This is a genomic window from Streptomyces sp. NPDC001513, from assembly GCF_042894695.1.
In the GTDB taxonomy this organism is placed as follows: Bacteria; Actinomycetota; Actinomycetes; order Streptomycetales; family Streptomycetaceae; genus Streptomyces.
In genome coordinates this window covers 157,562-182,571 of sequence record NZ_JBIAVU010000014.1, presented here as the reverse complement: position 1 = coordinate 182,571, position 25,010 = coordinate 157,562, and the positions used below count along the sequence as shown (strand labels likewise).

Genomic DNA, 25,010 nt, shown 5'->3' with positions numbered 1-25,010 from the left:
CGGGCCCATCGCGACCGCGGCGGCCGGTCCGCCCGTTCGGGTGAATCCGTCAACCTGGTGTGGACCCGGGTCAGCCCGCGCGCAGCGCCATCGTCATCGCCTCGACCGCGAGGAGGGGGGCCACGTTGCGGTCGAGGGCCTCCCGGCAGGCGATGATCGCCTCGATGCGGCGCAGGGTCCGCTTGGGACCCGAGGCCCGCGCGATCCTGTCGAGGTCCTGCCGTATCTCCTCATTGGCGATGGCCACGGACGAGCCGAGCTGCAGGGCCAGGACGTCCCGGTAGAAGCCGGTGAGGTCGGTCAGCGCGAGGTCGAGGGTGTCGCGCTGGGTCCTGGTACGGCGGCGCTTCTGCCGGTCCTCCAGGTCTTTCATCACGCCCGCCGTGCCGCGCGGCATCCGGCTGCCGGCGCCCGCTCCGGCGCCGAGCGCGGTCCGCAGCTCCTCGGTCTCCTTGGTGTCGACCTCCTCCGCGACCTGCTTGGCGTCCTCGGCGGCGGTGTCGCAGAGCTCCTGCGCGGCCTTGAGGCAGGCTCCGACGTCGTCCACCCGGAGCGGGAGCTTCAGGACCGTCGACCTGCGCTCCCGGGCCTCCTGGTCGGTGGCCAGCCGGCGGGCCCGGTCCACGTGTCCCTGCGTGGCCCTGGCGGCGGCGAGGGCCACCGTCGGCTCGACGCCGTCCCGCCGCACCAGCATGTCGGCGACGGCCGCGACCGAGGGGGTGCTGAGGTTGATGTGGCGGCAGCGGGAGCGGATGGTGGGCAGCACGTCCTCCACGGAGGGCGAGCACAGCAGCCAGACCGTACGGGGCGCGGGCTCCTCCACGGCCTTGAGGACCGCGTTGGCGGACCTCTCGTTCAGCCGCTCGGCGTCCTCGACCAGGATGACCTGCCAGCGGCCCGTGGCGGGGGACGTGTAGGACTTGCGGACGGTGTCCCGCATGTCGGCGACGAGAACCTGGCTGCCGACCGCGACGACGGTGGAGACGTCCGCGTGCGTGCCGACCATCGTGGTGTGGCAGCCGTCGCAGAACCCGCAGCCGGGCTCACCCCCGAGGGCGCGGTCGGGGCTGGTGCACTGCAGGGTGGCCGCGAAGGCCCGGGCGGCGGTGGCCCGCCCGGATCCGGGCGGGCCGGTGAACAGCCAGGCGTGGGTCATCTTGGACGCCTCGGGCGGGGCGGTCCCGTTCGTGATGGCCGTGACCAGGGCGTCGGCGTCGCGGGCGGCGGCGGACAGCTGCGTCTTGACCCGCTCCTGTCCCACCAGGTCGTCCCATACGGGCATCCCGCCCACCACCTTTCACTCTCCGTGCACCCATTGTGGCGGGCGCCACTGACAATCCGGTCCCGTCGAGGTCAGCGGCGGCGCCGCGGTCCCCGTTCGCCCTCGTCGTCCTCGTCGTCCCGGTGGCGGCCCAGCAGTTCGTCCGCCAGCGTGGGCAGATCGTCCAGCGGGGTCTCCTCGGCCCAGTCCGGGCGCGGCCGCTGCGGCCGGCCGTCCTCGCCGAGCACGGGGAGCTCCCGCGTCCGGTCGTTGGTCGCGTCCCGGAAGATGCCCGACGGCACCCGGTCGGCCGGGTTCTCCTCGGGGCGCCGGGCCGTCGGCCGCGAAGCGGACCGGGCCCGACCGGTACCGGCGCCGGCGCCGCTGCCGCCCTGCGGGGCGGCCCCCGGACGGACCGGCGGCAGCACGGCCGTCTCGTCGGCCTGGCGTACGGGCGGCAGTACGGCCGTCTCGTCGGCGGACGCCCGGTCCACCTTCGGCACCGGGACGGTCTGGGTGACGTCGTCCGGCTGGACGACCCGCTTGACCACGGGGGTCTCGACCGTCACCGCGTCGTCCGGGTGCGGCTCCTTCGTCATGGGCACCTTGGGCGCCGGAGCAGGCGCAGGTGCGGGAGCCGGTGCCGGAGCCGGTGCGGGAGCCTGAGCCGGTGCGGGTGCGGGCGCCGGAGCAGCCGCCGAAGCCGCAGCGGCCTCCGCCGCGGCAGCAGCGGCCGCGGCCTTCGCCGCCGCCTCGGCCGAAGCCGCCTCCACCAGCCGGCGTGCCTCCTCGGCCTTCAGCAGGGCCTCCTCGGCCCGCCGCTGCTTCTCCAGCCGCCGCTCCTCGGCCTCGGCCCGCAGCCGGGCCTCTTCCTCGGCCTGCCGGCGCAGCCGCTCGGCCTCCGCCGCACGGGCCTTCTCCTCGGCCTCCGCGCGCAGCCGCTCGGCCTCGGCCCTGGCCCGGGCCTCCTCCTCGGCGCGCTGCCGCTCCTCGGCGGCCTTGCGCGCGGCCTCGGCCTCCGCCTTGATCCGTGCTTCCTCGGCCTCGCGGGCCAGCCGGGCCTCTTCCTCGGCCCGGAGCCGCGCTTCCTCCGCCTTGCGGGCCGCCTCTTCCTCGGCCTTGCGCCGGGCCTCCTCCTCGGCGAGGCGCCGGGCCTCCGCCTGGGCGGCCACCTCGGCCTCGGAGAGCGGGAGCATCCGGTCCAGGCGGTGGCGTACGACGGTGGTCACCGAGTCCGGGTCCTGGCCCGCGTCGACCACCAGGTAGCGACCGGGGTCGGACGCGGCGAGCGTCAGGAACCCGGACCGCACCCGCTGGTGGAACTCCGCCGGCTCCGACTCCAGCCGGTCCGGCGCCTCCGTGAACCGCTCCCGCGCCGCCTCCGGCGACACGTCGAGCAGGACGGTCAGGTTCGGCACGAGCCCGTCGGTCGCCCAGCGCGAGATCCGCGCGATCTCCGTCGGGGAGAGGTCGCGGCCGGCGCCCTGGTAGGCCACCGAGGAGTCGATGTAGCGGTCCGAGATGACGACCGCGCCGCGTTCCAGGGCCGGGCGCACCACGGTGTCCACGTGTTCCGCCCTGTCGGCGGCGTACAGCAGCGCCTCGGCGCGGTTCGAGAGTCCGGCGGAGGACACGTCGAGCAGGATCGAGCGGAGCCGCTTGCCCACGGGCGTCGCCCCGGGCTCGCGGGTCACGACGACCTCGTGGCCCTTGTCCCGTATCCAGGCGGCCAGCGCCTCGACCTGAGTGGACTTGCCGGCTCCGTCGCCGCCCTCCAGGGCGATGAAGAACCCGGTGTCGGACGCGGCCTGCACCGGCTCCCCGCCGCGCAGTGCCTCGCGCAGGTCGCGCCGCAGGGGTACGCCGCTGCGGTCGTCGGCCTTGGTGAGCACCACCACGGCGACCGGCAGCAGCAGAGCGCCGACCAGCATCAGGGTGAAGGCGGCGCCGCCATGCGCGAAGACGACCTCGGCGCCGGTCAGCCGGTGCGGGCCGATCAGGGCGGCCAGAGCCGGGGCGCCGACGGCGCCGAGCGCCACGGCCACCCGTACGACCGCCTGGAGGTGCTCGGTGACCCGGGCCCGGCGGAATTCCTCGGTCTCCTGGTCCAGCAGCGTGTGGCCGGCGTTGGCCGCGACGCCCGCGGCGATGCCGGCGAGCAGCGAGAGGAAGAGCACGGTCGCGGTGTCCGGGACGAGCCCGGTCAGCAGCAGCGCGAGCCCGGTCACCGCTATGGCGAGGGCGAGCAGCCGGCGCCGGGACAGGCCGGGCAGCACCTTGCCGGCCTGGGTGGCGCGGATGCCGACGGCGGTGCCGCCGACCAGCGCGAGCACGAACAGGGCGAAGGCGGCCGGCCCGCCGCCCAGGTCGAAGGCGTGCAGGACGGCCACGGCCACGGCGCAGGACACCGCTCCGGCGACCGCGGCGCAGCTCAGGACCAGCAGGGGGATGGCGCCCGTACGGCCCTTGTCGGGCAGGTCGCCCGCCTTGGGGGCGCGCAGGCCCTCCAGCGGCGAACGCGGGCGCGGGGTCGCCCCGGTGGGCAGGACCAGCGGGAGCAGCAGCGAGACCGACGCGGCGAACAGGCCTGCGGCCACGTACGAACCGAGGGCGGCCTGGTTCGCGGCGAACCAGTCCACGCCGAGGCCGAGCGCCTTGCCCACCAGGGTCGCGGCGAGCAGCGCGGCCGCCGCGACGGGGAGCGCCGCGAAGGCCGTACGCAGGGTCAGCCGCCGCAGCGCGTCCAGGTGGTCCGGGAGCGGCCGTACGGTCGCCCCCTCCGGCGGCGGCGCGGGCAGCAGGGCGGGCGCCGCGCTCTCCTTGGCCAGGGTCCACAGCCGCTCGGCGGCGCCGGAGACGAAGACGGTGGCCAGCAGCGCGGTGAGCGCGTGGGCCGGGATCCAGTCGAGCCAGAGCGGGGCGACGACGAAGAGGCCGATGCGGACTCCGTCGGCGCCGACCATCGTCCAGCGGCGGTCCAGCTTGCCGCCGGATCCGAGGAGCCCGGCGAACGGGCCGAGGAGGACCGCGCCGAAGAGCAGGGTGGCGAGGATCCGGACCCCGAAGACGGCGGCGACGGCGAGGGCCGCGCCGCGGTATCCGCCGCCGAACGCCCCTTCCGTGGCCGCGGCCTGGAGGGCCAGCAGCACCAGCACCAGCAGGGCGAGGGCGTCTCCGATGCCGCTCACCAGCTGGGCGCTCCACAGCCGGCGCAGCCTGGGGGTGCGCAGCAGTGCGCGCACCGCACGCTCGCGGGAATCCGCGGCTAGGGCTTCGTCGTAGGTGGGGTTCGCCGGGGCGGTCACGACCGTTGGCTGCTCGGCTCGCGTCATCCGCCCAGCCTATCCGCTGCGCTTGGCGGGTGCGGAAGCCTGTGGACAAGGCCGGGTGTGACTCCGGACCCACCTTCCGGGAATCAGCCCGGCGCCGTCGCGGGGCTCTGCCCCGGACCCCGGGCTGCAAACGCCGACGAGGCTGAATGTGGCGGGGCGGAATGTGGCGGGGCGGACGCACAAGAGCCCCACGCGAAGCGTGGGGCTCTTGTCGCGCCTACTCGTCCGCAGCCGGGGCCGCGGCCGTCTTCTTGGCGGCCGTCTTCTTCGCGGTCGTCTTCTTGGCCGCCGTCGTCTTCTTCGCGGCGGCGGTCTTCGTCGCCGTCGCCTTCTTCGCCGGGGCCTTCTTGGCGGGAGCCTTCTTCGCCGTCTTCTTGGCCGGGCCCTTCGCACGCTTCTCCGCGAGCAGCTCGTAGCCCCGCTCCGGCGTGATCGTCTCGACGTCGTCGTCCCGCCGCAGCGTCGCGTTCGTCTCGCCGTCCGTCACGTACGGCCCGAAGCGGCCGTCCTTGACGACCACCGGCTTCTCGCTCACCGGGTCCGTGCCCAGTTCCTTCAGCGGCGGCTTGGCCGCAGCGCGGCCCCGCTGCTTCGGCTGCGCGTAGATCGCGAGCGCCTCGTCGAGCGTGATCGAGAAGAGCTGGTCCTCGGTCTCCAGGGACCGCGAGTCCGTGCCCTTCTTCAGGTACGGGCCGTAGCGGCCGTTCTGGGCCGTGATCTCCACGCCCTCCGCGTCCGCGCCGACCACGCGCGGCAGCGACATCAGCTTGAGCGCTTCGTCCAGGGTCACCGTGTCGAGGGACATGGACTTGAAGAGGGAGGCCGTGCGCGGCTTGACCGCGTTCTTGCCCGTCTTCGGGGTGCCCTCGGGCAGGATCTCCGTCACGTACGGCCCGTAGCGGCCGTCCTTGGCGACGATCTCGTTGCCGCTGACCGGGTCCTTGCCGAGCTCGAACTCGCCGCTCGGCTTCGCGAACAGCTCCTCCGCGTACTCGACCGTCAGCTCGTCCGGAGCCATGTCGTCGGGCACGTCGGCCCGCTGGTGGCCCTCCGCGTCCTTCTCGCCGCGCTCCACGTACGGCCCGTAGCGGCCGACGCGCAGCACGATGCCCTCGCCGACCGGGAAGGAGGAGATCTCCCGGGCGTCGATCGCGCCCAGGTCCGTGACCAGCTCCTTCAGACCGCCGAGGTGGTCCCCGTCGGCCGGCACGACCTCGGTCGCGTCCTCCGAGCCGAAGTAGAACCGCTTCAGCCACGGCACGGACTGGGCCTCGCCCCGCGCGATGCGGTCGAGGTCGTCCTCCATCTTCGCGGTGAAGTCGTAGTCGACGAGCCGGCCGAAGTGCGTCTCCAGCAGGTTGACCACGGCGAACGACAGGAAGGACGGCACGAGCGCCGTGCCCTTCTTGAAGACGTATCCGCGGTCGAGGATCGTGCCGATGATCGACGCGTAGGTCGACGGGCGGCCGATCTCGCGCTCTTCGAGCTCCTTGACCAGCGAGGCCTCGGTGTAGCGGGCCGGCGGCTTGGTCGAGTGCCCGTCCGCCGTGATCTCCTCGGCGGCGAGCGCGTCGCCCTCCGCGACCTGCGGCAGCCGCTTCTCGCGGTCGTCGAGCTCGGCGTTCGGGTCGTCCGCGCCCTCGACGTACGCCTTCATGAAGCCGTGGAAGGTGATCGTCTTGCCGGAGGCGGAGAACTCGGCGTCCCGGCCGTCCGAGGCCCGGCCGCCGATCTTCACGGTGACGCTGTTTCCGACCGCGTCCTTCATCTGGGAGGCGACGGTCCGCTTCCAGATCAGCTCGTACAGGCGGAACTGGTCGCCCGTCAGACCCGTCTCGGCCGGCGTGCGGAAACGATCACCCGAAGGACGGATCGCCTCGTGCGCCTCCTGGGCGTTCTTGACCTTGCCGGCGTAGACGCGCGGCTTCTCCGGCAGGTAGTCGGCCCCGTACAGCTGGGTGACCTGCGCCCGCGCCGCCGACACCGCGGTGTCGGACAGCGTGGTGGAGTCGGTACGCATGTAGGTGATGAAGCCGTTCTCGTACAGCTTCTGTGCCACCTGCATCGTCGCCTTCGCACCGAAGCCGAGCTTGCGCGAGGCCTCCTGCTGGAGCGTCGTCGTACGGAAGGGGGCGTACGGGGAACGGCGGTACGGCTTGGACTCGACCGACCGGACGGCGAACGCGGTGTCGGCCAGGGCGGCGGCCAGCGCCCGGGCGTTCGCCTCGTCGAGGTGCAGCACCTCGCTCTTGAGCTGCCCGTTCGAGCCGAAGTCACGGCCCTGCGCGATGCGCTTGCCGTCCACCGTGTTCAGGCGGGCGACCAGCGTCGAGGGGTCGGACGGGTCACCCGCACGCCCGGTGGAGAAGGTTCCGGTCAGGTCCCAGTACTCGGCGGAGCGGAAGGCGATGCGCTCGCGCTCCCTCTCGACGACCATGCGCGTGGCGACCGACTGGACACGGCCCGCCGACAGCTTCGGCATGACCTTCTTCCACAGGACCGGCGAGACCTCGTAGCCGTAGAGGCGGTCGAGGATGCGGCGGGTCTCCTGGGCGTCGACCATGCGCTGGTTGAGCTCGCGCGGGTTGGCGACGGCGTCGCGGATCGCGTCCTTGGTGATCTCGTGGAAGACCATCCGGTGGACAGGGACCTTGGGCTTGAGGACTTCCTGCAGGTGCCACGCGATGGCTTCGCCCTCGCGGTCCTCATCGGTGGCGAGGAAGAGTTCGTCGGACTCGGCCAGCAGCTCCTTGAGCTTCCTGACCTGGGACTTCTTGTCCGCGTTGACGACGTAGATCGGCGCGAAGTCGTGCTCGACGTCCACGCCGAGGCGGCGGACCTCACCGGTGTACTTGTCGGGAACCTCGGCCGCGCCGTTCGGGAGGTCGCGGATGTGCCCGACGCTCGCCTCGACGACGTATCCGGGGCCGAGGTAGCCCTTGATCGTCTTCGCCTTGGCTGGGGACTCGACGATGACGAGTCGGCGGCCGCCCTTTGCGGTCTCGCTAGTCGGGGACAACTTGGCTCTTCTCTCCGGTCGGCACTCGGTCGCAGTACGGCGACGCTGCGGAGTGTGACGGTACAACCCGCCCCCGTGTCAAACGGCAGAAGCCCGCAACGGCCACTCGAACGGTAACCCGACAAGTGCCGTTTCTGCCGCCCGGATGCCGCGCCGGGGCGTTCCCGATCACCGGGCCGGGTGGCCGCGGGGCCGTCTGGCCCCGCTCCCGCACCCCGTCCCACGTCGGCTTTCGCACCCGGATCCGGGCCGGACCGGACCCTCGTACGGACCCTCGCACTCCGGTGTCGGAGCCGGGCGAGGCAGCACGCCCCGAGGGCCGGCGGCGCCGTTCCGCTTACCCCCGGGCCATCCTCCGGATTTCCCCCGGAGCCCGCTGCGCAGGAGGCCGCCGGCCCCCGGGGCACGGCGGGCGGACCCCGGGTTACATCCCGGCGCCGCTACCGCGCGGGGCCCTTCCCCGGCTCCAGGAAACCCTGCTCGACGAGCGTCCGGATCGACTCGGGCGTCCGGTCCCGCAGCACCACCGGATCCTCCTGGACCAGCTGCGCGATCGCGTCCAGGATCCGGCCCGCGGTGAGTGAGCCGTCACACACTCCGGCGAAGCCCGCGCCGACCGTGTCGACCTTGGTGGCGCGCCGCATCCCGCGGTTCTGCCGGAGCACGACGTGCTCGGGATCCTCCGCGCCGGGCGCGCCGACCTGCTCCTGCACGACTTCCTCGGCCAGCACGAAATAGGCCTCCAGCAGGGCCGCGTCATCGTGTTCCCGCAGGTAGTCCTGGCGGGCGAAGTGGGCGAGCACCGCCTCGCCGAGCGGCTGCTCCACCGTGTGCGGCCACTCCTCGACCACGATCGAGGGCTCGGCGGCGTCCGACCGGCGCAAGGTGATCCAGCCGAAGCCGACGGACTTCGTCTTGCGGGCCTCGAACTCGTCCAGCCAGTCCTCGTACCGCCGCGCGTACTCCTCGGGGTCGGTGCGGTGGTCGCCCGCGTCACGCAGCCACAGCTCCGCGTACTGCGTCACGTCCTGCACGTCACGCTGCACGATCCAGGCGTCGCAGCCGCGCGGCACCCAGGAGCGCAGCCGGTCGTGCCAGTCCTCGCCCTCGACGTGCTGCCAGTTGCCGAGGAACTGCGCGTACCCGCCCGGGTTGAGCCGCGCTCCGGCCTGCTGGACCAGGGTCCGGCACAGGTCGTCGCCGCCCATTCCGCCGTCCCGGTACGTCAGCCGGGCGCCCGGGGAGATCACGAACGGCGGGTTCGACACGATCAGGTCGTACGTCGCCTCGCCGACCGGTTCGAAGAGGGACCCGGTGAGCAGCTCGGCCTCCGGGGCGCCCGACAGGGCCAGCGTCAGACGGGTGAAGTCCAGGGCGCGCGGGTTGACGTCGGTGGCGGTGACCCGGGTGGCGTGGCGGGAGGCGTGCAGCGCCTGGATGCCCGATCCGGTGCCGACGTCGAGGGCCGAGCCGACGGGGGTGCGGACGGTGATCCCGGCCAGCGTGGTGGAGGCACCGCCGACACCGAGGACCACCCCCTCCTCGCGGCTGCCGATCCCGCCGGCCCCGCCGACGGCGCAGCCGAGGTCGGACACGATGAACCAGTCCTCGCCGTCCGGACCGCCGTACGGACGCACGTCGACGGTCGCGTGCACCTCATCGCCTTCCTGCCGGAGCCAGCCGTCGGCCAGGGCCGCGTCGGCGGGCAGTGCGGCGGCGGCGTGCACGTACGGCTCGGGCTGCTGGAGCAGGAACAGCCGGACCAGGCTCGCGAGCGGGCCGTCGCCGGCGCCACGGGTGGCCCGCAGGGCGGGGACCGTCTCGCTGCGGGCCAGGGCGGCGTAGGCGGGGGCGCCGAGCAGGTCGAGCAGGCCGTCGGCGGTGAAACCGGCGGCCAGCAGGGCACTGCGGAGTTCGGCGGCGTGGTCGGACGTGGGAAGGCTGCTGGTACTCACGCGTCCATTGTGTCCGGTGGGACCCGTCCTGCCGATCAGCCGGGGCCCGTGCGTACGAAAGGGCGGCCGCGGCCCCTTCCGGGACCCCGGCCGCCCTGATCGGACGCCCTACTTCGCCGAGGGCGACGGCGCCGCGACCTGACAGCCCTTCTGGCCGTTGATCGCCTTGTCCAGGCCTCCCGCATTGAGCGTGGCGAGGGCGTCCTGGCCGCCCTTCGTCGCCTCCTGAAGGCCGCCCGCGACCTCCTTCAGGCCGTCGGCGAACTTCGTCTGCTCCTTGGGGTCGAGGGCGTCCATCTTCGTCTTCAGGTCGGCGTACCCCTTGGACGTCGCCTCGAAGCCCTTGGCGGCCGCTTCCTGGGTCGCCGCACCGTCCTTGACCGGCGGAACTCCCGCCGACTGCAGGGCGGCCCCCATGGTCTTGTACGACTCCGACATGGTCGCGAAAGCCGCGGAATCGGTCTGCTGGACCTCCTCGGGCTTGCTGCTCTCCGTCGCCACGCGCTTGATGTCCGCGTTGGCGGTCTCGATCTTCTTCAGTTCGGGCTGCCACTTGTCGCAGACCTTCTTGGCCCAGGCGCTGGCCTTCTCGTCGGTCTCGTCCCCGCCGCAGCCGGACAGGACGAGCATCATCACCGCACCGCCCGACAATGCGGCCGCAAGCTTCTTGTTCACCGGATTGGTCCCTTCGAAGGCTCTCGGCCCGGAAGATACACGTCTGCCATCCGGGGACGCACAAAGGCGGACAGACGGCGCGTCAGTCCGCGCTGCCTGTCCGCCCTTCGGGCGTACGGCCGGCCCTGCCCGGCCCTGCCCGTCCTGCCGCCGGGACCTCGGGTCAGGAGACCGTCGCGGGGTCGGCCGGCTGGGCCACCCGCTCGGCGGCTCCGCCCTCGGTCTCGTCGCCGACCGCGATGCCGCGGCGCTTGGAGATGTACACCGCGCCGATGATGACGGCGATCGCGAGGACCGCGACGATCGCCCGCACCGTCGGGTTGGTGTCCGGGCCGTAGCTGAACTGCACGACGGCTGGGGCGATCAGCAGCGCCACCAGGTTCATGACCTTGAGCAGCGGGTTGATCGCGGGACCGGCGGTGTCCTTGAACGGGTCGCCGACCGTGTCGCCGATGACGACCGCGGCGTGGGCCTCGCTGCCCTTGCCGCCGTGGTGGCCGTCCTCGACGAGCTTCTTCGCGTTGTCCCACGCGCCACCGGAGTTGGCGAGGAAGACCGCCATCAGGGTGCCCGTGCCGATGGCGCCGGCGAGGAAGGAGCCGAGCGCGCCCACGCCGAGGGAGAAGCCCACGGCGATCGGGGTGAGGACGGCGAGCAGGCCGGGCGTGGCGAGCTCGCGCAGCGCGTCCTTGGTGCAGATGTCGACGACGCGCCCGTACTCGGGCTTCTCGGTGTAGTCCATGATCCCGGGGTGCTCGCGGAACTGGCGGCGCACCTCGTAGACCACGGCGCCCGCGGAGCGGGAGACCGCGTTGATGGCGAGGCCGGAGAACAGGAACACGACCGCCGCGCCCAGGATCAGCCCGACCAGGTTGTTGGGCTGCGCGATGTCCAGGCTGAGGTTCATCTCCCCGGCCTTGGCTCCGACCTCCTTGACCGCGGTGGCGATCGCGTCGTTGTACGAGCCGAAGAGCGCGGCCGCGGCGAGCACGGCCGTGGCGATGGCGATGCCCTTGGTGATGGCCTTGGTGGTGTTGCCGACGGCGTCCAGGTCGGTCAGGACCTGCGCACCGGCGCCCTCGACGTCGCCGGACATCTCGGCGATGCCCTGGGCGTTGTCGGAGACGGGCCCGAAGGTGTCCATGGCGACGATGACGCCGACGGTGGTGAGCAGGCCGGTGCCGGCCAGGGCCACCGCGAACAGCGCGAGCATGATCGACGTACCGCCGAGCAGGAACGCGCCGTAGACGCCGAGGCCGATGAGCAGCGCCGTGTAGACGGCGGACTCCAGGCCGACGGAGATGCCGGCGAGGACGACGGTGGCCGCGCCGGTCAGGGAGGACTTGCCGATGTCCCGGACGGGACGGCGGCTGGTCTCGGTGAAGTAGCCGGTCAGCTGCTGGATCAGGGCCGCCAGCACGATGCCGATGGCGACGGCGACGACGGCCAGGATCCGCGGGTCACCGGAGTGGTTGGAGATCGCCGGGTCCTCGACGCCGACGAGCTCCTTGTAGGTGGCCGGCAGGTAGGCGTAGACGGCGATCGCGACCAGCACCAGGGAGATCACGGCGGAGATGAAGAAGCCGCGGTTGATGGCGGTCATGCCGCTGCGGTCGGAGCGTCGCGGGGAGACCGCGAAGATGCCGATCATGGCGGTGACGACGCCGATCGCGGGGACGATCAGCGGGAAGGCGAGGCCCAGGTCGCCGAAGGCGGCCTTGCCGAGGATGAGCGCGGCCACGAGGGTGACGGCGTAGGACTCGAAGAGGTCGGCCGCCATTCCGGCGCAGTCTCCGACGTTGTCGCCCACGTTGTCGGCGATGGTCGCGGCATTGCGCGGGTCGTCCTCCGGAATGCCCTGCTCGACCTTGCCGACCAGGTCGGCGCCGACGTCGGCGGCCTTGGTGAAGATGCCGCCGCCCACGCGCATGAACATCGCGATCAGGGCGGCGCCGAGACCGAAGCCCTCCAGGACCTTGGGGGCGTCGGCGGCGTAGACCAGCACGACGCAGGAGGCGCCGAACAGGCCGAGGCCGACGGTGAACATGCCGACCACGCCGCCCGTGCGGAAGGCGATCTTCATCGCCTTGTGGGAGACCTCGGTCAGGTCCTTGGCGGGCTCGCCCTCGGCGGGGGTCGCCTCCCGCGCGGCGGCGGCGACGCGGACGTTGGCGCGGACCGCGAGGCGCATGCCGATGTAGCCGGTGGCCGCCGAGAAGATGGCGCCCACCAGGAAGAAGGCGGAACGTCCCGCCCGCTGCGTCCAGTCGTCTGCCGGGAGCAGGAAGAGCAGGAAGAAGACCACGACGGCGAAGATGCCGAGGGTGCGCAGCTGCCGGCCGAGGTAGGCGTTGGCGCCTTCCTGGACGGCCGCGGCGATCTCCTTCATGCTGTCGGTTCCCTCGTCGGCGGCGAGGACCTGGCGGACCAGGATCTGCGCGACGACGAGTGCGGCCAGTGCCACGACCGCAATGACGATCACGATGAGCCGATTGTCATCGGTGAGTACTGCGGATGCCAGATCTGTGGTGCGATCCGGCGCGATAGGGGTGAAGAGCCCCGTCATTCGTCCTCCTTGACGTGATGAGCTCAAGATGTGGACGGATTGTAGGGAGCGCGCCCCGATCAAAACAGTGCGCAGGAAACGCAATTGGCGTGCTCTTGCTCCTCAGCAATAGATCGCGTCACTCCATTACCCTCGAAAGTGGTAATGGGGCAAAGGCATTGACGGCCGGTCATTGATCTAGGGAAATGAAAAAGGCCCTGCTCAGCAGGGCCTTGATAAAGATCGGAAGATATGACGGACCGTGCGCCCGGTGGATCTTACGGAAGGTCGGAGGACCCCGAGACGGGCCAGCTCATCCGGATCGTCCCGCCCGATTCCCCACTGGTCACCTCGACGTCGTCGACGAGCCCGCTGATCACGGCGAGACCCATCTCGTCCTCCGTGTCGGCGTCGGGGTCCAGGGCGGCGTCGAGTCCGGACACGGCCTCGCCGGCGCCGCCGCCCGGCCCCGGCACCTCGTCGCCGACCTCGATGGAGAACGTCTTGTCCTCCTCGGTCAGGACCACCCGGACGGGCCCGGTCAGTCCGTAGCTGCGATGGAGTCCGACGGCACGCGAGCAGGCCTCGCCCACGGCGAGGCGGACCTCGTCGAGGACGGCTTCCTCCACACCGGCCCGGCGCGCCACGGCGGCCGCGACGAGGCGGGCCGTACGGACGTGTTCGGGCTGGGCGCTGAAGCGCAGTTCAACGGTGGCCATGCGCGTCCCCCTCGGACTACGGGCGTGCCTTGACAGGGGCCCTGGCCATCCATGGCCGGGTACCCCTGCTCTCCTTGCCGGCTCCCGGCCGCCCGAAGGCTGCCGGAAGCCGCCTGGAGACGTCAGTCGGTGGCGTTGACGGCGTCTTCCACCGTGGTGTGGATCGGGAACACCTTGGTCAGACCGGTGATGCGGAAGATCTTCAGGATGCGCTCCTGGTTGCACACCAGGCGCAGCGAACCCTCGTGCGCACGGACGCGCTTGAGACCTCCCACGAGCACACCAAGTCCGGTGGAGTCGAGGAAGTCCACTCGCTCCATGTCGACAACCAGGTGGTAGCTGCCGTCGTTCACCAACTCGACCAACTGCTCGCGCAGCTTGGGCGCGGTATACACATCAATCTCGCCACCGACCTCCACGACCGTACGGTCGCCGACAGTGCGAGTCGACAGGGACAGGTCCACGGATCCTCCAGCACCTTGCTATCGAGCGGCGCCCCCTAGGGGCCTCCCCACCCGAAGGTAGGCGAGGGATTGGCTGCCGCGATGGCATTCAATCACTTACCGGCAGGCGCGCACGACGCCTTCGGACCATTGTCCCGCACGCCGGTGACACACTCGGTTCCAATGGCCAATACTCACGGTCCCGGACGGCCCAAGCCACCCGTGGACCCAAGACCCACTCCCGGCACGGTCCTGGACCGCCTGTCACGGGGACCTTCCCGAGCTGCGCGCATCACCCATACGGAGCACTTGCCCCCTCGGGCGGGTCGTCATGCAGTCTGGCCCGATCGCATCCGAACGGATGTCGTAGCCGCGATCCAGGCCGCCGGCATCGACCATCCGTGGGAGCATCAGGCCGCGGCGGCCGAGCACGCCCTGGACGGCGAGTCCGTGGTCGTCGCCACCGGCACCGCCTCGGGCAAGTCCCTGGCCTACCTCGCGCCCGTGCTCTCCGCCCTCGCGGACGGCGCCGAGGCCGCGAACGGCCGGGGCGCCACGGCCCTGTACCTGGCCCCCACCAAGGCCCTGGCGGCCGACCAGCGGCGCGCCGTACGGGAACTGGCCGCCCCGCTGGGCAACGCCGTCCGCCCCGCGGTCTACGACGGGGACACGCCCGTCGAGGAACGCGAATGGGTGCGCCAGTACGCGAACTACGTCCTCACCAACCCCGACATGCTGCACCGCGGGATCCTCCCGGCCCACCCGCGCTGGTCCTCCTTCCTGCGCGCCCTGCGCTACGTCGTGATCGACGAGTGCCACACCTACCGCGGGGTATTCGGCTCCCACGTGGCCCAGGTCCTGCGCCGGCTGCGGCGGCTGTGCGCCCGCTACGGCTCCGAACCGGTCTTCCTGCTGGCCTCCGCCACGGCCAGCGACCCCGCGGCCGCCGCGTCCCGGCTGACCGGCGTACGGGTGATCGAGATCACCGACGACGCCTCTCCGCGCGGCGAGGTGGTCTTCGCCCTGTGGGAGCCGCCGCTGCTCACCGAGCTGCGCGGCGAGAAGGGCGCTCCCGTCCGCCGTACGGCCACCGCGGAGACCGCCGACCTGCTGACCGACCTGGTGGTCCAGGGGGTCCGCACGGTCGCCTTCGTCCGCTCCCGGCGCGGCGCGGAGCTGATCTCCGTGATCGCCCAGGAGCGGCTCGCCGAGGTGGACCGTTCGCTGGCCCGGCGGGTCGCGGCCTACCGGGGCGGCTACCTGCCCGAGGAGCGCCGGGCCCTGGAGCGGGCCCTGCACTCCGGCGAGCTGCTGGGACTGGCCGCGACGACGGCCCTGGAGCTGGGCGTGGACGTCTCCGGGCTGGACGCCGTACTGATCACCGGGTACCCCGGCACGAGGGCCTCCCTGTGGCAGCAGGCCGGCCGCGCCGGGCGGGCCGGCCAGGGCGCCCTGGCCGTGCTGATCGCCCGCGACGACCCGCTGGACACCTATCTCGTCCACCATCCGGAGGCGCTGTTCCGCCAACCGGTGGAAGCCACCGTCCTGGACCCCGACAACCCGTACGTCCTCGCCCCCCACCTGTGCGCGGCGGCGGCCGAGCTGCCGCTGACGGACGCCGACCTGGACCTGTTCGGCCCGGCGACCAAGGAACTCCTCCCCCAGCTGGAAGCGGCGAAGCTGCTGCGCCGCCGGGCGACCGCCTGGCACTGGACCCGCCGGGAACGGGCCTCGGACCTGACCGACATCCGGGGCGGCGGCGGCCGCCCGGTGCAGATCGTCGAGGCCGCCACCGGCCGGCTGCTGGGCACGGTCGACGAGTCGGCCGCCCACACCGCCGTCCACGACGGGGCCGTCCACCTCCACCAGGGCCGCACGTATCTCGTGAAGCACCTGGACCTGGAGGATTCGGCAGCCCTCGTGGAGGAGGCCGATCCGCCCTTCTCCACCACCGCCCGCGACACCACCTCCATCTCCATCCTCGAGACCGAGACCGAGATCCCGTGGGGCTCGGCCCGGCTCTGCTTCGGCTCCGTCGAGGTCACCAACCAGGTCGTCTCCTATCTGCGGCGCAAACTGATCACCGGCGAGGTCCTCGGCGAGGCCAAACTGGACCTGCCGCCCCGCACCCTGCGCACCCGGGCCGTGTGGTGGACGGTGACCGAGGACCAGCTCGACGAGGCCCGGATCAACCCGGAGATCCTCGGCGGAGCCCTGCACGCCGCCGAGCACGCCTCCATCGGCATGCTCCCGCTGTTCGCCACCTGCGACCGCTGGGACATCGGCGGCGTCTCCGTGCCGCTGCATCCCGACACCCTCCTCCCCACGGTCTTCGTCTACGACGGCCACCCTGGCGGCGCCGGCTTCGCGGAGCGCGCCTTCCACACCGCCGCCGCCTGGCTGACGGCGACCCGTGACGCGATCGCCGCCTGTGAGTGCGAGGCCGGCTGCCCTTCCTGCATCCAGTCCCCCAAATGCGGCAACGGCAACGACCCCCTCCACAAACGCGGTGCCATCCGCCTCCTCACCCGTCTCCTCGCCGAATCCCCACCGACCCCGCCCACCGGCCCCGACCCGGGCCCTGAAGCGGGCCCTGGCACGTCCTGAGCCCCGGCCCGGCCCCCTGGGCCCGGCCTCAGTCCGGCGACGCCCGAGGCGGGCCCGCACGGGCCGCGACGGCGGGGGTGAAGGGGCCCGCCGCCACCCGGGCCGTCACCTCGGCGACCTCGCCGTGCAGACGGCACCCGGCGAGCGCCGCCCCTTGCGCCCGGGCCACCCGCAGCGCCGTGGCACAGGCGGTCTCCGGTCCGTGCGCCCAGGTCGCCGCCGCCGCGAGCGCCGCCAGGTCGGCGGCCGAAGCCGCCCGGTGCCGGGCCACCACGGCCTGACCGAGCAGCAGCACCCCGCCGAACACCGCGCCCAGGACCGTGGCCACCAGAGCCGCCCAGACCGTGGCCGAGCCCCGGTCCCGGCTCACGGCGGCGGCCCCACGGTGTCCTCCGCCAAGGCCACCGCCTGCGCCCCGAGCCGTACGGGCAGCCCACCCGGCCCCGGCGCCGGCGCCGCCACCCGGACCCGCCAGAGGTCGCCCACCCGCTCCAGCTCCACCCGCGCCCCCTGCGGCGCGGCCGCCAGGGCCGCCGCCACGGCCACCTCGGCCGGCTCCGAGCGGGACGCCGCCCGGGCGCCGGCCCGGGCCGCGTCCACACACCGGATCTGCGCGGCCGCCGCCATCAGAGCCCACACCAGCAGCGCCGCGAACAGCACCAGCGCCGGGATCACCAGGGCGGCCTCCGCCGTCACATATCCCCGGTCACCCCTTTTCCAGGCCCCCGGCGACTTCCCCTCAGAACGGCACATCGAGCGCCTTCCCGATGGTCGACTGAAGGGCCGTCGCGACGACTTCGCTCGTCACCACCTTGTAGAGAACGGCCGCGAATGCACAGGCCGCGATCGTGCCCATGGCGTATTCCGAGGTGGACATCCCCGCGTCGCCCCCGCGACCGCTCAGTGCCGTCCGCAGCCGAAACCAGATGATCCTCATGGCAAACCTCCTGTGGATTCCCGTTGTTGATGTGTGTGGTCAATGCGACGTCAGGTGTTCGAGAGAAGTCCCGAGGCCATTCCGATCACCACCGGCGCCACCCCGATCGCGAGAAAAGCGGGGAGGAAACACAGCCCCACCGGCGCGGTGACGAGTACCGCCGCCCGCTGCGCCCTGGCTCCCGCCCGGCGGGCCCGGTCCTCCCGGAGGCCCGACGCGAGCCGGGAGACCGGTTCCGCCGCGGGCGCCCCCGTACGGGCGGCCCGTTCCAGGCATTCCGCGAGCGCCCGGGCGCCCGGTATCTCCGCCAACCTCCCCCACCCGGCGCCCGGTTCGCCGCCGAGCCGCAGCTCCGCCCCGGCCCGTGCCAGCCGCTCCCCCACCGGGCCGCCCAGTGACTCCCCGACCACCTCCGCGGCCTCCACCGGCCCGGCCCCGGCCGCCAGACACGCGGCCAGCAGATCCGCGGCGAACGGCAGCTGGCGCTCCGCCTCCCCCGGATCCACCGCGGCCGGCGGCCGCGCCCTGGCCCGCCACCGCCACACGCCGAGCGCGGCGAGCCCGCCGACCACCACGCCCACCGGCCCGCCGACGAGCACCCAGCCCGCCAGCAGCGCCCCGGCCGGCGGGGCCCACGCCGCCAGTACGCCCCGCGCGGCGGAGGCGAACGCCGGCCCGCGAGGACCCTGTTCCACCCCGAGCAGCGCCGCGATCCTGCGCCGGGCCGCCCGCTCCCGGACCCGCGCCACCACCGCCGACCCCACCACCCAGAGGGCCGCCACCGCGAGGCACAGCGCGATCCCCAGCCTGTGGACGAGGACGCCGCCCATCACCGCTCCCCCGCCCGTACGATCCGCCGGCACCACAGCAGCCCCAGCGCCTCCAGCAGCGCGCCCGCCAGCAGGCACCCCCAGCCCATCGGGGTGTGCAGCAGCACCCGCAACGGATCCGCCCCCAGTCCGGTGCCGATCAGCAGGCCCACCAGCGGCAGCAGGGCGAGCACCAGCACCGTCGAACGCGCCCCCGCCAACTGGGCCCGCAGCGATGCCTGTCGGTCCCGCTCCGCCCGCAGGGCCCCCTCCAGCCGGTCCAGCCCGGCGGCCAGCCCCGCACCGCCGTCCACCGACACCCGCCAGCAGGCGGCCATCCCGGCCAGACCCTGCGCGCCGGGCTCCTTCGCCGCCTGACGCAGCGCTCCCGGCACGTCCCCGCCGAACGCCGCGGCGGCCAGCACCCCTGCCTCCGCCGCACCGGGCCCGCCCGGAACCGCGACGGTGCGCCGCATCGCCGCCGTCAGCGCCTGCCCGGGCTGGGCGCCCGCCCGCAGCTCGCCGACCACCGCCCCGCACAGGGCCACCACCTCGGCGGCCCGCGCCGCCCGGGCCCGCTCCCGCTCCCGTACCCGCAGCCACCGCCGTAGCAGCGGCAGGGCGGCCGCGCCCGCCAGCAACGGGATCACCGACCCGCCGAGCACCGCGACCAGGAGACCGGCCCCGAGGCAGGCCCACTCCCGCCACCGCCCCGCCCGCACCCGTACCGTGATCAGCAGCCGCTCCCAGCGCAGCGGCCCGCCCGGAACCGCCGGAGCGCCCGCGGCCAGCACCAACCGGGCCCGCCGGGCCACGCGGTCGCCCCCGGACAGCCCCCAGGCGGCCGCCCCGGCACAGAGCACCCCGGCGAACACCGGCACCGGCAGCCCCGCCGCGGCGCTCACCGGACACCTCGCAGCAGCGGACGCAGCCGGTCCCAGCCCCGCTCCCGCACGAAGCCGCGGGCGGCCCAGCGCAGCGCCGGTACGGTGACCACCAGTCCGGCGGCGTCCCGCTCCAGCACGTGCACCTCGGCCAGCCGGCGGCGCCCCTCACGGTCCCGGACCAGGTGGAGCACCAGGGTCAGCGCGGCGGCCAGTTGGCTGTGCAAGGCGGCCCGGTCGAGCCCGGCGGCCGTCCCGAGCGCCTCCAGCCGGGCCGGGACGTGGGCGGCGGCGTTCGCATGGACCGTGCCGCAGCCCCCCTCGTGTCCGGTGTTCAGCGCGGCGAGCAGATCCGCCACCTCGGCGCCCCGCACCTCGCCGACCACCAGCCGGTCGGGCCGCATCCGCAGCGCCTGCCGGACCAGATCCGCCAGGGTGACCAGACTCGACTTAGGAACAGTTCGGCTGTCTCAGTGCCTGTGCTGTCTCAACTGGATGCCTCAAGCTAGCCCACGCGCGCCTCCTTGGATCAGCGGCCAACCGTCTCACCCTTTTTGCCATTTCTTTACAAACTGGCCGAAGGAGCCTCGCCGCCCTTAGAGCATTCAAGCGACATGTGGCACTGAGCAGCCGAATCACCCTGAATGTGCGAATCAGCCCAATGGAGTGCACCCTGGGATGGTGAACCCGAGGCACCAGGGAGCGGTGAGCCGGGAGTTGCTATGGATGATGGTCCGCTTGCCCTATACCGAGGGCAGAAAATGTGGAACCCGGACATGGTGATAACAGCGCCGTCTCTGCGTAATGGATACGGCCACAACGCCGCCATGCTCACCGATCTACACTTGCAGATGATAAGAGGGATGATAGAGAGCGCCGATCTAGGGATCGCGCACGCTCGAAACCATCTCGAGAACCAGCTACTCCTGATCCAGACATCTCGACCCGATAGCCCGTACGTATCATGCACCTACGAATGGTCTATCGCGCAAAGCTTTGCCACCAAGGGGGATACTCCCGGTTACATACTAACCGTGAATGGAGACGGGCCAGACGATGGGTTGGATTTCGATGCCCTTCGCTCAAGACACCACCTCTGGGGTGACACAGTCGACCACCTTCGAGAGTTCGGCATTCCCCGTCACCTTGGCACCGGATTTTTCGTCTCTAAAGTCACGTTGATCCCCCCATTTTCCAGCGAATGCAAGGTGGTGTGGGAATCATGAGGGCCCAAGTGTATGACCGAAGCGAGGAGGTCGGATACTTCGCCTGGGCGTTGGAAAACTCGGCTTTCACGCAGCGAGTAGCCGAGTCGCTCCAGTTCATGCCATGGGATACCTACGAGGCAAGGGAAGCAGTGATTGACACGGTTAGCGGCTCCATAAGGAACGGATTCTCTGCCGAAACAGGGTCTGCCGCTGATGCCAAAAGTTATTTGAGCAGGCTGGACGGGCCTGCATTCGCTTCAGCTCTCGGGCCAAGGTATGTAGACCTGACACCGGCAGGCCATTGGCAGACTCTTCACTACCCTGAGCAAGCCTATGCAGTCGAGGACATCATTTCCGAGCCGGAGATTGAACGGGCGGCTTACCGACTGATGCTCATCAGCTTTCTGGCTACCTTCACCCCTTACGCGAAGCAGTCTCTTCCTATGCTTGGCATGCTTATGGTGCGTGGGCCGCAAAATAGACAGCTGACCATTTCCCGCTTTTTGGCGATAGCCACAGACGGCCTAGTCGGCCGGACTCATTCCGCCTTGCCCTCACGAGCCGAAATCTTGGAATGGGCGCCAGCAATCCCTGAGCGAAGTGAACTTTCTCTTGTCGATACCGTCGGCGAGTACATCGCCGCCAGTCGAGACAACGGGCGGCCATTCGCCGCCTAGAAGCGGAACATCATCCACTCGAGTTGCGGGAACCGCTGGCCTGGGAGGTGTATTCCCTCAGGTATCGGCTGCATTCGCTTTACTACCCTCAACTCATTGCGCCGGGCGCGGACCAATGTCCGCGCCCGGCGCAATGAGTTGCGTCAGATGCGTCCCAAGCCTCGGGTAATCCATCCGGCTTCGCGCCACTGGCCGGTGTTGAGGGTGCCGCGGGCGTCGATGACCTTGGGGGTGGTGGTGCGGGTGGCGAGCCGCTTGGGATCGATGGTGGTGAAGTGGTGCCACTCGGTGAGGTGGAGGAGGAGGTCGGCGTCGTCGACGGCGGCGATGGGGTCTTCGACGTAGTCGAGCTCGGGGTGAAGCTTGCGGGCGTTGTCGAGGGCCTTGGGGTCGGTGACGGTGACGGCGGCGCCGAGGTCGTGGAGGGCCTGGGCGACGGCGAGGGCGGGCGAGTCGCGGATGTCGTCGGTCTCGGGCTTGAAGGCGGCGCCCCAGACGGTGATCCGCTTGCCTCGCAGGTCGGCGCCGAGTTCTTCGTGGGCGAGGTCGATGACGCGCTGGCGGCGGCGGGCGTTGACGGCGGCGGCTTCACGGAGGATGCCGACGGCCTGGCCGGAGTCGAGTTCGTCGGCGCGGGTGACGAAGCCCGCGAGGTCCTTGGGCAGGCAGCCGCCGCCGAAGCCGAGGCCGGGCCGCATGCCGTGGCGGCCGATGCGGTGGTCGTGGCCGAGGATGTCGGCGAGTTCGGCGACGTTGGCGCCGGAGGCTTCGCAGACCTCGGCCATCGCGTTGATGAAGGAGATCTTGGTGCCGAGGAAGGAGTTCGCGGCGCCCTTGGCGAGCTCGGCGGTGGCCCAGTCCGTGACGATCGTCGGCGTCCCCGACTCGATGATCTTCTCGAACGCCTGCCGCAGCAGGGCCTCGGCCCAGGAGTGGGTGGTGTTGAAGCCGAGGACGAGGCGGTCGGGGCGGAGGGTGTCGTCGACCGCGAAGGACTCGCGGAGGAACTCGGGGTTCCAGGCCACCTCGACGAGCTCACCGGCGGGCGCGTACTCGCGCAGGATCTCGGCAACGCGGGGTGCGGTGCCGACCGGGACGGTGGACTTGACCGCGACGACGGCCGGGGTGGTCAGGCCGGGGGCCAGGCGGCGGACGGCGTCGAACAGATGGGTGAGGTCGTAGGCATCGCTGCCGGTCTGCGGTGGGGTGCCCACTCCGATGAAGTGCAGGTCGGCGAAGTCGGCGGCCTCGCCGTAGGAGGCGGTGAACTTCAGCCGGCCGGTCGCGGTGTGCTTGGCGAGGAGGCCGTCGAGGTCGCGTTCGAAGAACGGGGCTCGGCCGGAGTTGAGGGTGTGGACCTTGTCGATGTCGGAGTCCATGCCCAGGACCTCGTGGCCGAGCTCGGCCATGCAGGCGGCGTGGGTGGCGCCGAGGTAGCCGCATCCGATGACGGTCATCTTCATGCTCGGGGTCGTCCCTTCGGGTGGGGCCGCCGCTGGCGGCCCCACCCTTGCCCCGCCCGGAAAGGGTGGGGTGATCAGGAGGGCCTGGCGGCCAGATAGCGGTAGATCCCGTCCCGGATGAACGGCGGGATCGTGAGGATGTCGAGGTAGTCGGGGGCGAAGAACTGGAGCTTGACGCCCTCGGCGAGAAGGAGGTCCGTCTCGTCGCCGTCCCAGAAGCCGGAGAAGAAGGTGATGATCTGGCCGGAGCCGCGGTTGTCGGTGATCTCGAACAGCTCGGTCAGGTTCTCGGGGGTCAGGCCCGCTTCTTCGTCGAGCTCGCGGACGATCGCGTCGGCAGGGGACTCTCCGGGGTCGCAGCCGCCGCCCAGGACGGACCAGTGGGCGGGCCAGGCGATCTCGGGGAGGTCGTCGCGGAGGTGGAGGAGGAGTTCGCCGCGGCGGTTGGTGATGACCGCGACGGCTCCGCGGGCGGCGGCCGGCTCCTCGATGGGGGTGTTCTCGGAGTGCATTCCCTCACCGTAGTAACGGAGTTAGGGATCACGCGGCAGCCCTCACCGTCTGGTCCGAAAACCAGGCGGCTGCCATGAGGGCCTGCATCCGGGTGCGGTCGAACCGGCCGCCGGGCTTCAGACCCCCCTCGAGGAGGGGGCGGAATCCAGGCGGGGCATCGGTGAGGGCCATGCGGATCTGGGAGTCGGCCCAGGCCGCGAGGTTGTCGTTGAGCCAGGACGGGACCGGGGAGGCGAAGCCGAGCTTGTCCCGGCTGGCCCAGACCTCGCGGGGCAGGCCCATGGCCTTGGCCGCGTCCCGCAGGATCCGCTTGCCCTGGGCCGGGTCGGTGATCTTGTGCTCGACCGGGAGGCGGTAGGACAGCTCGACCAGGTCGCGGGCGAGGTAGGGGGACCGGCGTTCGAGCGCGTAGGCGGAGGCGAGTTTGTCGCTGGTCATCACCAGCGGCCTCCAGGCCGTCGCCAGGTCCGCCAGGGTCAGGCCGCGGGCCAGGTCCCCGCCCGCGCGGGCCATCGCGTCGGCCACCAGGTCCCGGAGGCGGCCGTCGGGGTCGGGGCCGCGAAGGATGAGCCGGGTGACGGCCTCCGCCGGGTCGAGGGGTTCGTCGGCGGTGTGCATGAGCTTGGCGGCCAGCGGCCGGTATGCCTCCAGCCCGGCGCTCAGGACAGCATCGGGGCTGAAGAGGACCAGGGCCTGGCGGACGTAGCCCATCAGGAACTCGTCCGGTCCGAGCCCGCCGATCACGACCCGAAGGCCCATGTCGGCGATCTTCCGGTAGGCCATGTGCTCCGAGAAGGTGCTGGCGTTGCCCATTGGGTAGTCCAGGGCCCGCATCATGTGCGGCAGGGCCCGGGTGAAGTCCCGGTGATCCGGTTCGACCACGACCAGCTCTGCCCCGATGTCCCGGGCGATCACGGCGGCCGTGGAGGACTCGTCCAGGCGGTCCTGGCCCGGATAGCGGACCGTGACGCAGACCGGGGGCCGCATCAGGTAGGCCAGCACCGCTGAGTCCAGCCCGCCCGAGAGGAGGAGGGCGAAGTCGCAGGCCGGCGACCTGAGCGGGATCTGCTCGGCCAGGATCGTGGAGAACCTGGCCAGGGCCTCGTCGTAGGTGCCGGTGAAAGGGGCCCGGTCCTCCAGATGCCACCAGGTCATCTGGTCGATCGACCCGGTCGTGACGTCGAACGTCAGCAGCGTGGCCGGGGCCAGCAGCTGGATGCCCTGGAACGGAGTGTCCACTCCGACGGGGGTTTCGATCGCGGTGACCTCGGGCCGTAAGACCAGCGGGGCCGGCCCGTAGCCGGTCAGGGTGGTGACTTCGGAGGCGAACGCGAGCCGGCCGCCGTCCAGGCGCCAGTAGAGCGGCTTCTCCCCGAGCCGGTCGCGGGCCAGGAACAGCTTCGCGGCCCGCGGGTCATAGACGGAGATGGCGAACATGCCGTCCAGGCCGTCCAGGCAGGACGGGCCGATCTTGGCCCAGGCCCGCAGCAGGAAGTGGGCGTCCGACTCCCGCTCGCTGATCTCGATGCCCCAGGCGGCGGCCTGCTGCCGCCAGTTGTAGATCTCTCCGTTGAAGGCCAGCAGGATCCCGGTGTCCCGGTCCAGGTAGGGGCCGGGCATGGCCTGCGGGTCGACGATCAGGAGGGTGTTCATGGCCAGCACCGCCCGCCCGTCCCGGGCGGCGGCGTGCATGGTGCCGTCCGGGCCGCGGTAGTGCTGCGAGTCGCCCATCGCGGCGACGGTCTTCTCGTGCCGGAGAGCATCCCCTCCGGCCAGTCCTGCGATTCCGCACATCTGGTTCACCCCCGAGCGTGAAGTCGTGGTGCCTGGCGGCGGCCGGCGCCGGAAGCCCTTCCTGGCGTCCCGGCGGCGGCCTGTGCCCTCATCACACCGGCCGGGCCCTCATGCCTGGCAGGGCTCGCAGGGGGGCTCACAACTCGCAAAGCAGGTTCACCCAGGGTCC

18 protein-coding genes and 1 pseudogene are annotated in these 25,010 nt (G+C 71.9%); 2 read left to right on the top strand and 17 right to left on the bottom strand.

All coding sequences use genetic code 11. The annotated features are described in order from the left end of the window. Positions 1 to 70: 70 nt before the first annotated feature. From ACFYZ4_RS29520 to bldG, 8 genes are all read right to left on the bottom strand, one after another. Complete coding sequence (locus ACFYZ4_RS29520; protein WP_390785279.1) at positions 71 to 1,282, bottom strand: DNA polymerase III subunit delta'; 1,212 nt, start codon at positions 1,280 to 1,282, stop codon at positions 71 to 73. Positions 1,283 to 1,353: 71 nt separating this feature from the next. Beyond that, positions 1,354 to 4,593, bottom strand: a complete 3,240-nt coding sequence (tmk, locus tag ACFYZ4_RS29515) for a dTMP kinase (protein WP_390785278.1) — start codon at positions 4,591 to 4,593, stop codon at positions 1,354 to 1,356. A 217-nt stretch (positions 4,594 to 4,810) separates the two neighbouring features. Beyond that, positions 4,811 to 7,612 carry a type I DNA topoisomerase gene (gene topA / locus ACFYZ4_RS29510; RefSeq protein WP_384340812.1) on the bottom strand — a complete coding sequence of 934 codons (2,802 nt, stop codon included), beginning with the start codon at positions 7,610 to 7,612 and terminating at the stop codon, positions 4,811 to 4,813. Positions 7,613 to 8,052: 440 nt separating this feature from the next. Beyond that, positions 8,053 to 9,567, bottom strand: coding sequence for a methyltransferase (locus ACFYZ4_RS29505; protein WP_390785277.1), 1,515 nt, complete (start codon positions 9,565 to 9,567; stop codon positions 8,053 to 8,055). Positions 9,568 to 9,675: 108 nt separating this feature from the next. Continuing rightward, entirely contained in the window at positions 9,676 to 10,242 is a 567-nt protein-coding gene (locus tag ACFYZ4_RS29500; protein ID WP_351286401.1) for a small secreted protein, read from the bottom strand. 163 nt (positions 10,243 to 10,405) lie between these two features. Further along, positions 10,406 to 12,808, bottom strand: a complete 2,403-nt coding sequence (locus ACFYZ4_RS29495) for a sodium-translocating pyrophosphatase (protein WP_351286400.1) — start codon at positions 12,806 to 12,808, stop codon at positions 10,406 to 10,408. A gap of 257 nt (positions 12,809 to 13,065) precedes the next feature. Next, a complete protein-coding gene (locus ACFYZ4_RS29490; protein WP_351286399.1) occupies positions 13,066 to 13,506 on the bottom strand; it encodes an ATP-binding protein in 441 nt (146 codons plus the stop codon). 122 nt (positions 13,507 to 13,628) lie between these two features. After that, positions 13,629 to 13,970 (bottom strand): anti-sigma factor antagonist BldG, encoded by a 342-nt coding sequence (gene bldG, locus ACFYZ4_RS29485; RefSeq protein ID WP_008743037.1) that lies wholly within the window; start codon positions 13,968 to 13,970, stop codon positions 13,629 to 13,631. Between the two features lie 81 nt (positions 13,971 to 14,051). On the opposite strand from bldG, the gene ACFYZ4_RS29480 reads away from it, so the two are divergent. Further along, a complete protein-coding gene (locus ACFYZ4_RS29480) occupies positions 14,052 to 16,556 on the top strand; it encodes a DEAD/DEAH box helicase (protein ID WP_351286397.1) in 2,505 nt (834 codons plus the stop codon). Positions 16,557 to 16,584: 28 nt separating this feature from the next. On the opposite strand, the gene ACFYZ4_RS29475 is transcribed toward ACFYZ4_RS29480, so the two are convergent. The 6 genes and pseudogenes from ACFYZ4_RS29475 to ACFYZ4_RS29450 form a co-directional block, all read right to left on the bottom strand. Next, positions 16,585 to 16,926 carry an Rv3654c family TadE-like protein gene (locus ACFYZ4_RS29475; RefSeq protein WP_351286396.1) on the bottom strand — a complete coding sequence of 114 codons (342 nt, stop codon included), beginning with the start codon at positions 16,924 to 16,926 and terminating at the stop codon, positions 16,585 to 16,587. Then, on the bottom strand, positions 16,923 to 17,309 hold the full coding sequence (locus ACFYZ4_RS29470; protein WP_390785276.1) for a TadE family type IV pilus minor pilin: 387 nt from the start codon (positions 17,307 to 17,309) through the stop codon (positions 16,923 to 16,925). The genes ACFYZ4_RS29475 and ACFYZ4_RS29470 overlap by 4 nt, the downstream gene beginning before the upstream one ends. Further along, positions 17,296 to 17,493 (bottom strand): DUF4244 domain-containing protein, encoded by a 198-nt coding sequence (locus ACFYZ4_RS29465; RefSeq protein ID WP_351286394.1) that lies wholly within the window; start codon positions 17,491 to 17,493, stop codon positions 17,296 to 17,298. Before ACFYZ4_RS29465 ends, ACFYZ4_RS29470 begins: the two co-directional genes overlap by 14 nt. Positions 17,494 to 17,543: 50 nt before the next feature. Next, complete coding sequence (locus tag ACFYZ4_RS29460; protein ID WP_351286392.1) at positions 17,544 to 18,323, bottom strand: type II secretion system F family protein; 780 nt, start codon at positions 18,321 to 18,323, stop codon at positions 17,544 to 17,546. Next, positions 18,323 to 19,207: a type II secretion system F family protein gene (locus tag ACFYZ4_RS29455; RefSeq protein ID WP_390785275.1), complete on the bottom strand. Its 885-nt coding sequence runs from the start codon at positions 19,205 to 19,207 to the stop codon at positions 18,323 to 18,325. Before ACFYZ4_RS29455 ends, ACFYZ4_RS29460 begins: the two co-directional genes overlap by 1 nt. Next, positions 19,204 to 19,635, bottom strand: a pseudogene (locus tag ACFYZ4_RS29450) (ATPase, T2SS/T4P/T4SS family); the annotation flags it as partial. The pseudogene ACFYZ4_RS29450 and the gene ACFYZ4_RS29455, both read right to left, overlap by 4 nt. A 773-nt stretch (positions 19,636 to 20,408) precedes the next feature. On the opposite strand from ACFYZ4_RS29450, the gene ACFYZ4_RS29445 reads away from it, so the two are divergent. Continuing rightward, positions 20,409 to 21,071, top strand: a complete 663-nt coding sequence (locus ACFYZ4_RS29445) for a hypothetical protein (RefSeq protein WP_390785274.1) — start codon at positions 20,409 to 20,411, stop codon at positions 21,069 to 21,071. Between the two features lie 143 nt (positions 21,072 to 21,214). Here the strand turns inward: ACFYZ4_RS29445 and ACFYZ4_RS29440 are convergent, their stop codons facing one another. The 3 genes from ACFYZ4_RS29440 to ACFYZ4_RS29430 form a co-directional block, all read right to left on the bottom strand. Further along, on the bottom strand, positions 21,215 to 22,534 hold the full coding sequence (locus tag ACFYZ4_RS29440; RefSeq protein ID WP_390785273.1) for a UDP-glucose dehydrogenase family protein: 1,320 nt from the start codon (positions 22,532 to 22,534) through the stop codon (positions 21,215 to 21,217). Positions 22,535 to 22,608: 74 nt separating this feature from the next. After that, positions 22,609 to 23,046, bottom strand: a complete 438-nt coding sequence (locus ACFYZ4_RS29435) for an NUDIX domain-containing protein (RefSeq protein ID WP_390785272.1) — start codon at positions 23,044 to 23,046, stop codon at positions 22,609 to 22,611. A 28-nt stretch (positions 23,047 to 23,074) separates the two neighbouring features. After that, on the bottom strand, positions 23,075 to 24,841 hold the full coding sequence (locus tag ACFYZ4_RS29430) for an asparagine synthetase B family protein (protein WP_390785271.1): 1,767 nt from the start codon (positions 24,839 to 24,841) through the stop codon (positions 23,075 to 23,077). Between the last annotated feature and the right edge of the window lie 169 nt (positions 24,842 to 25,010).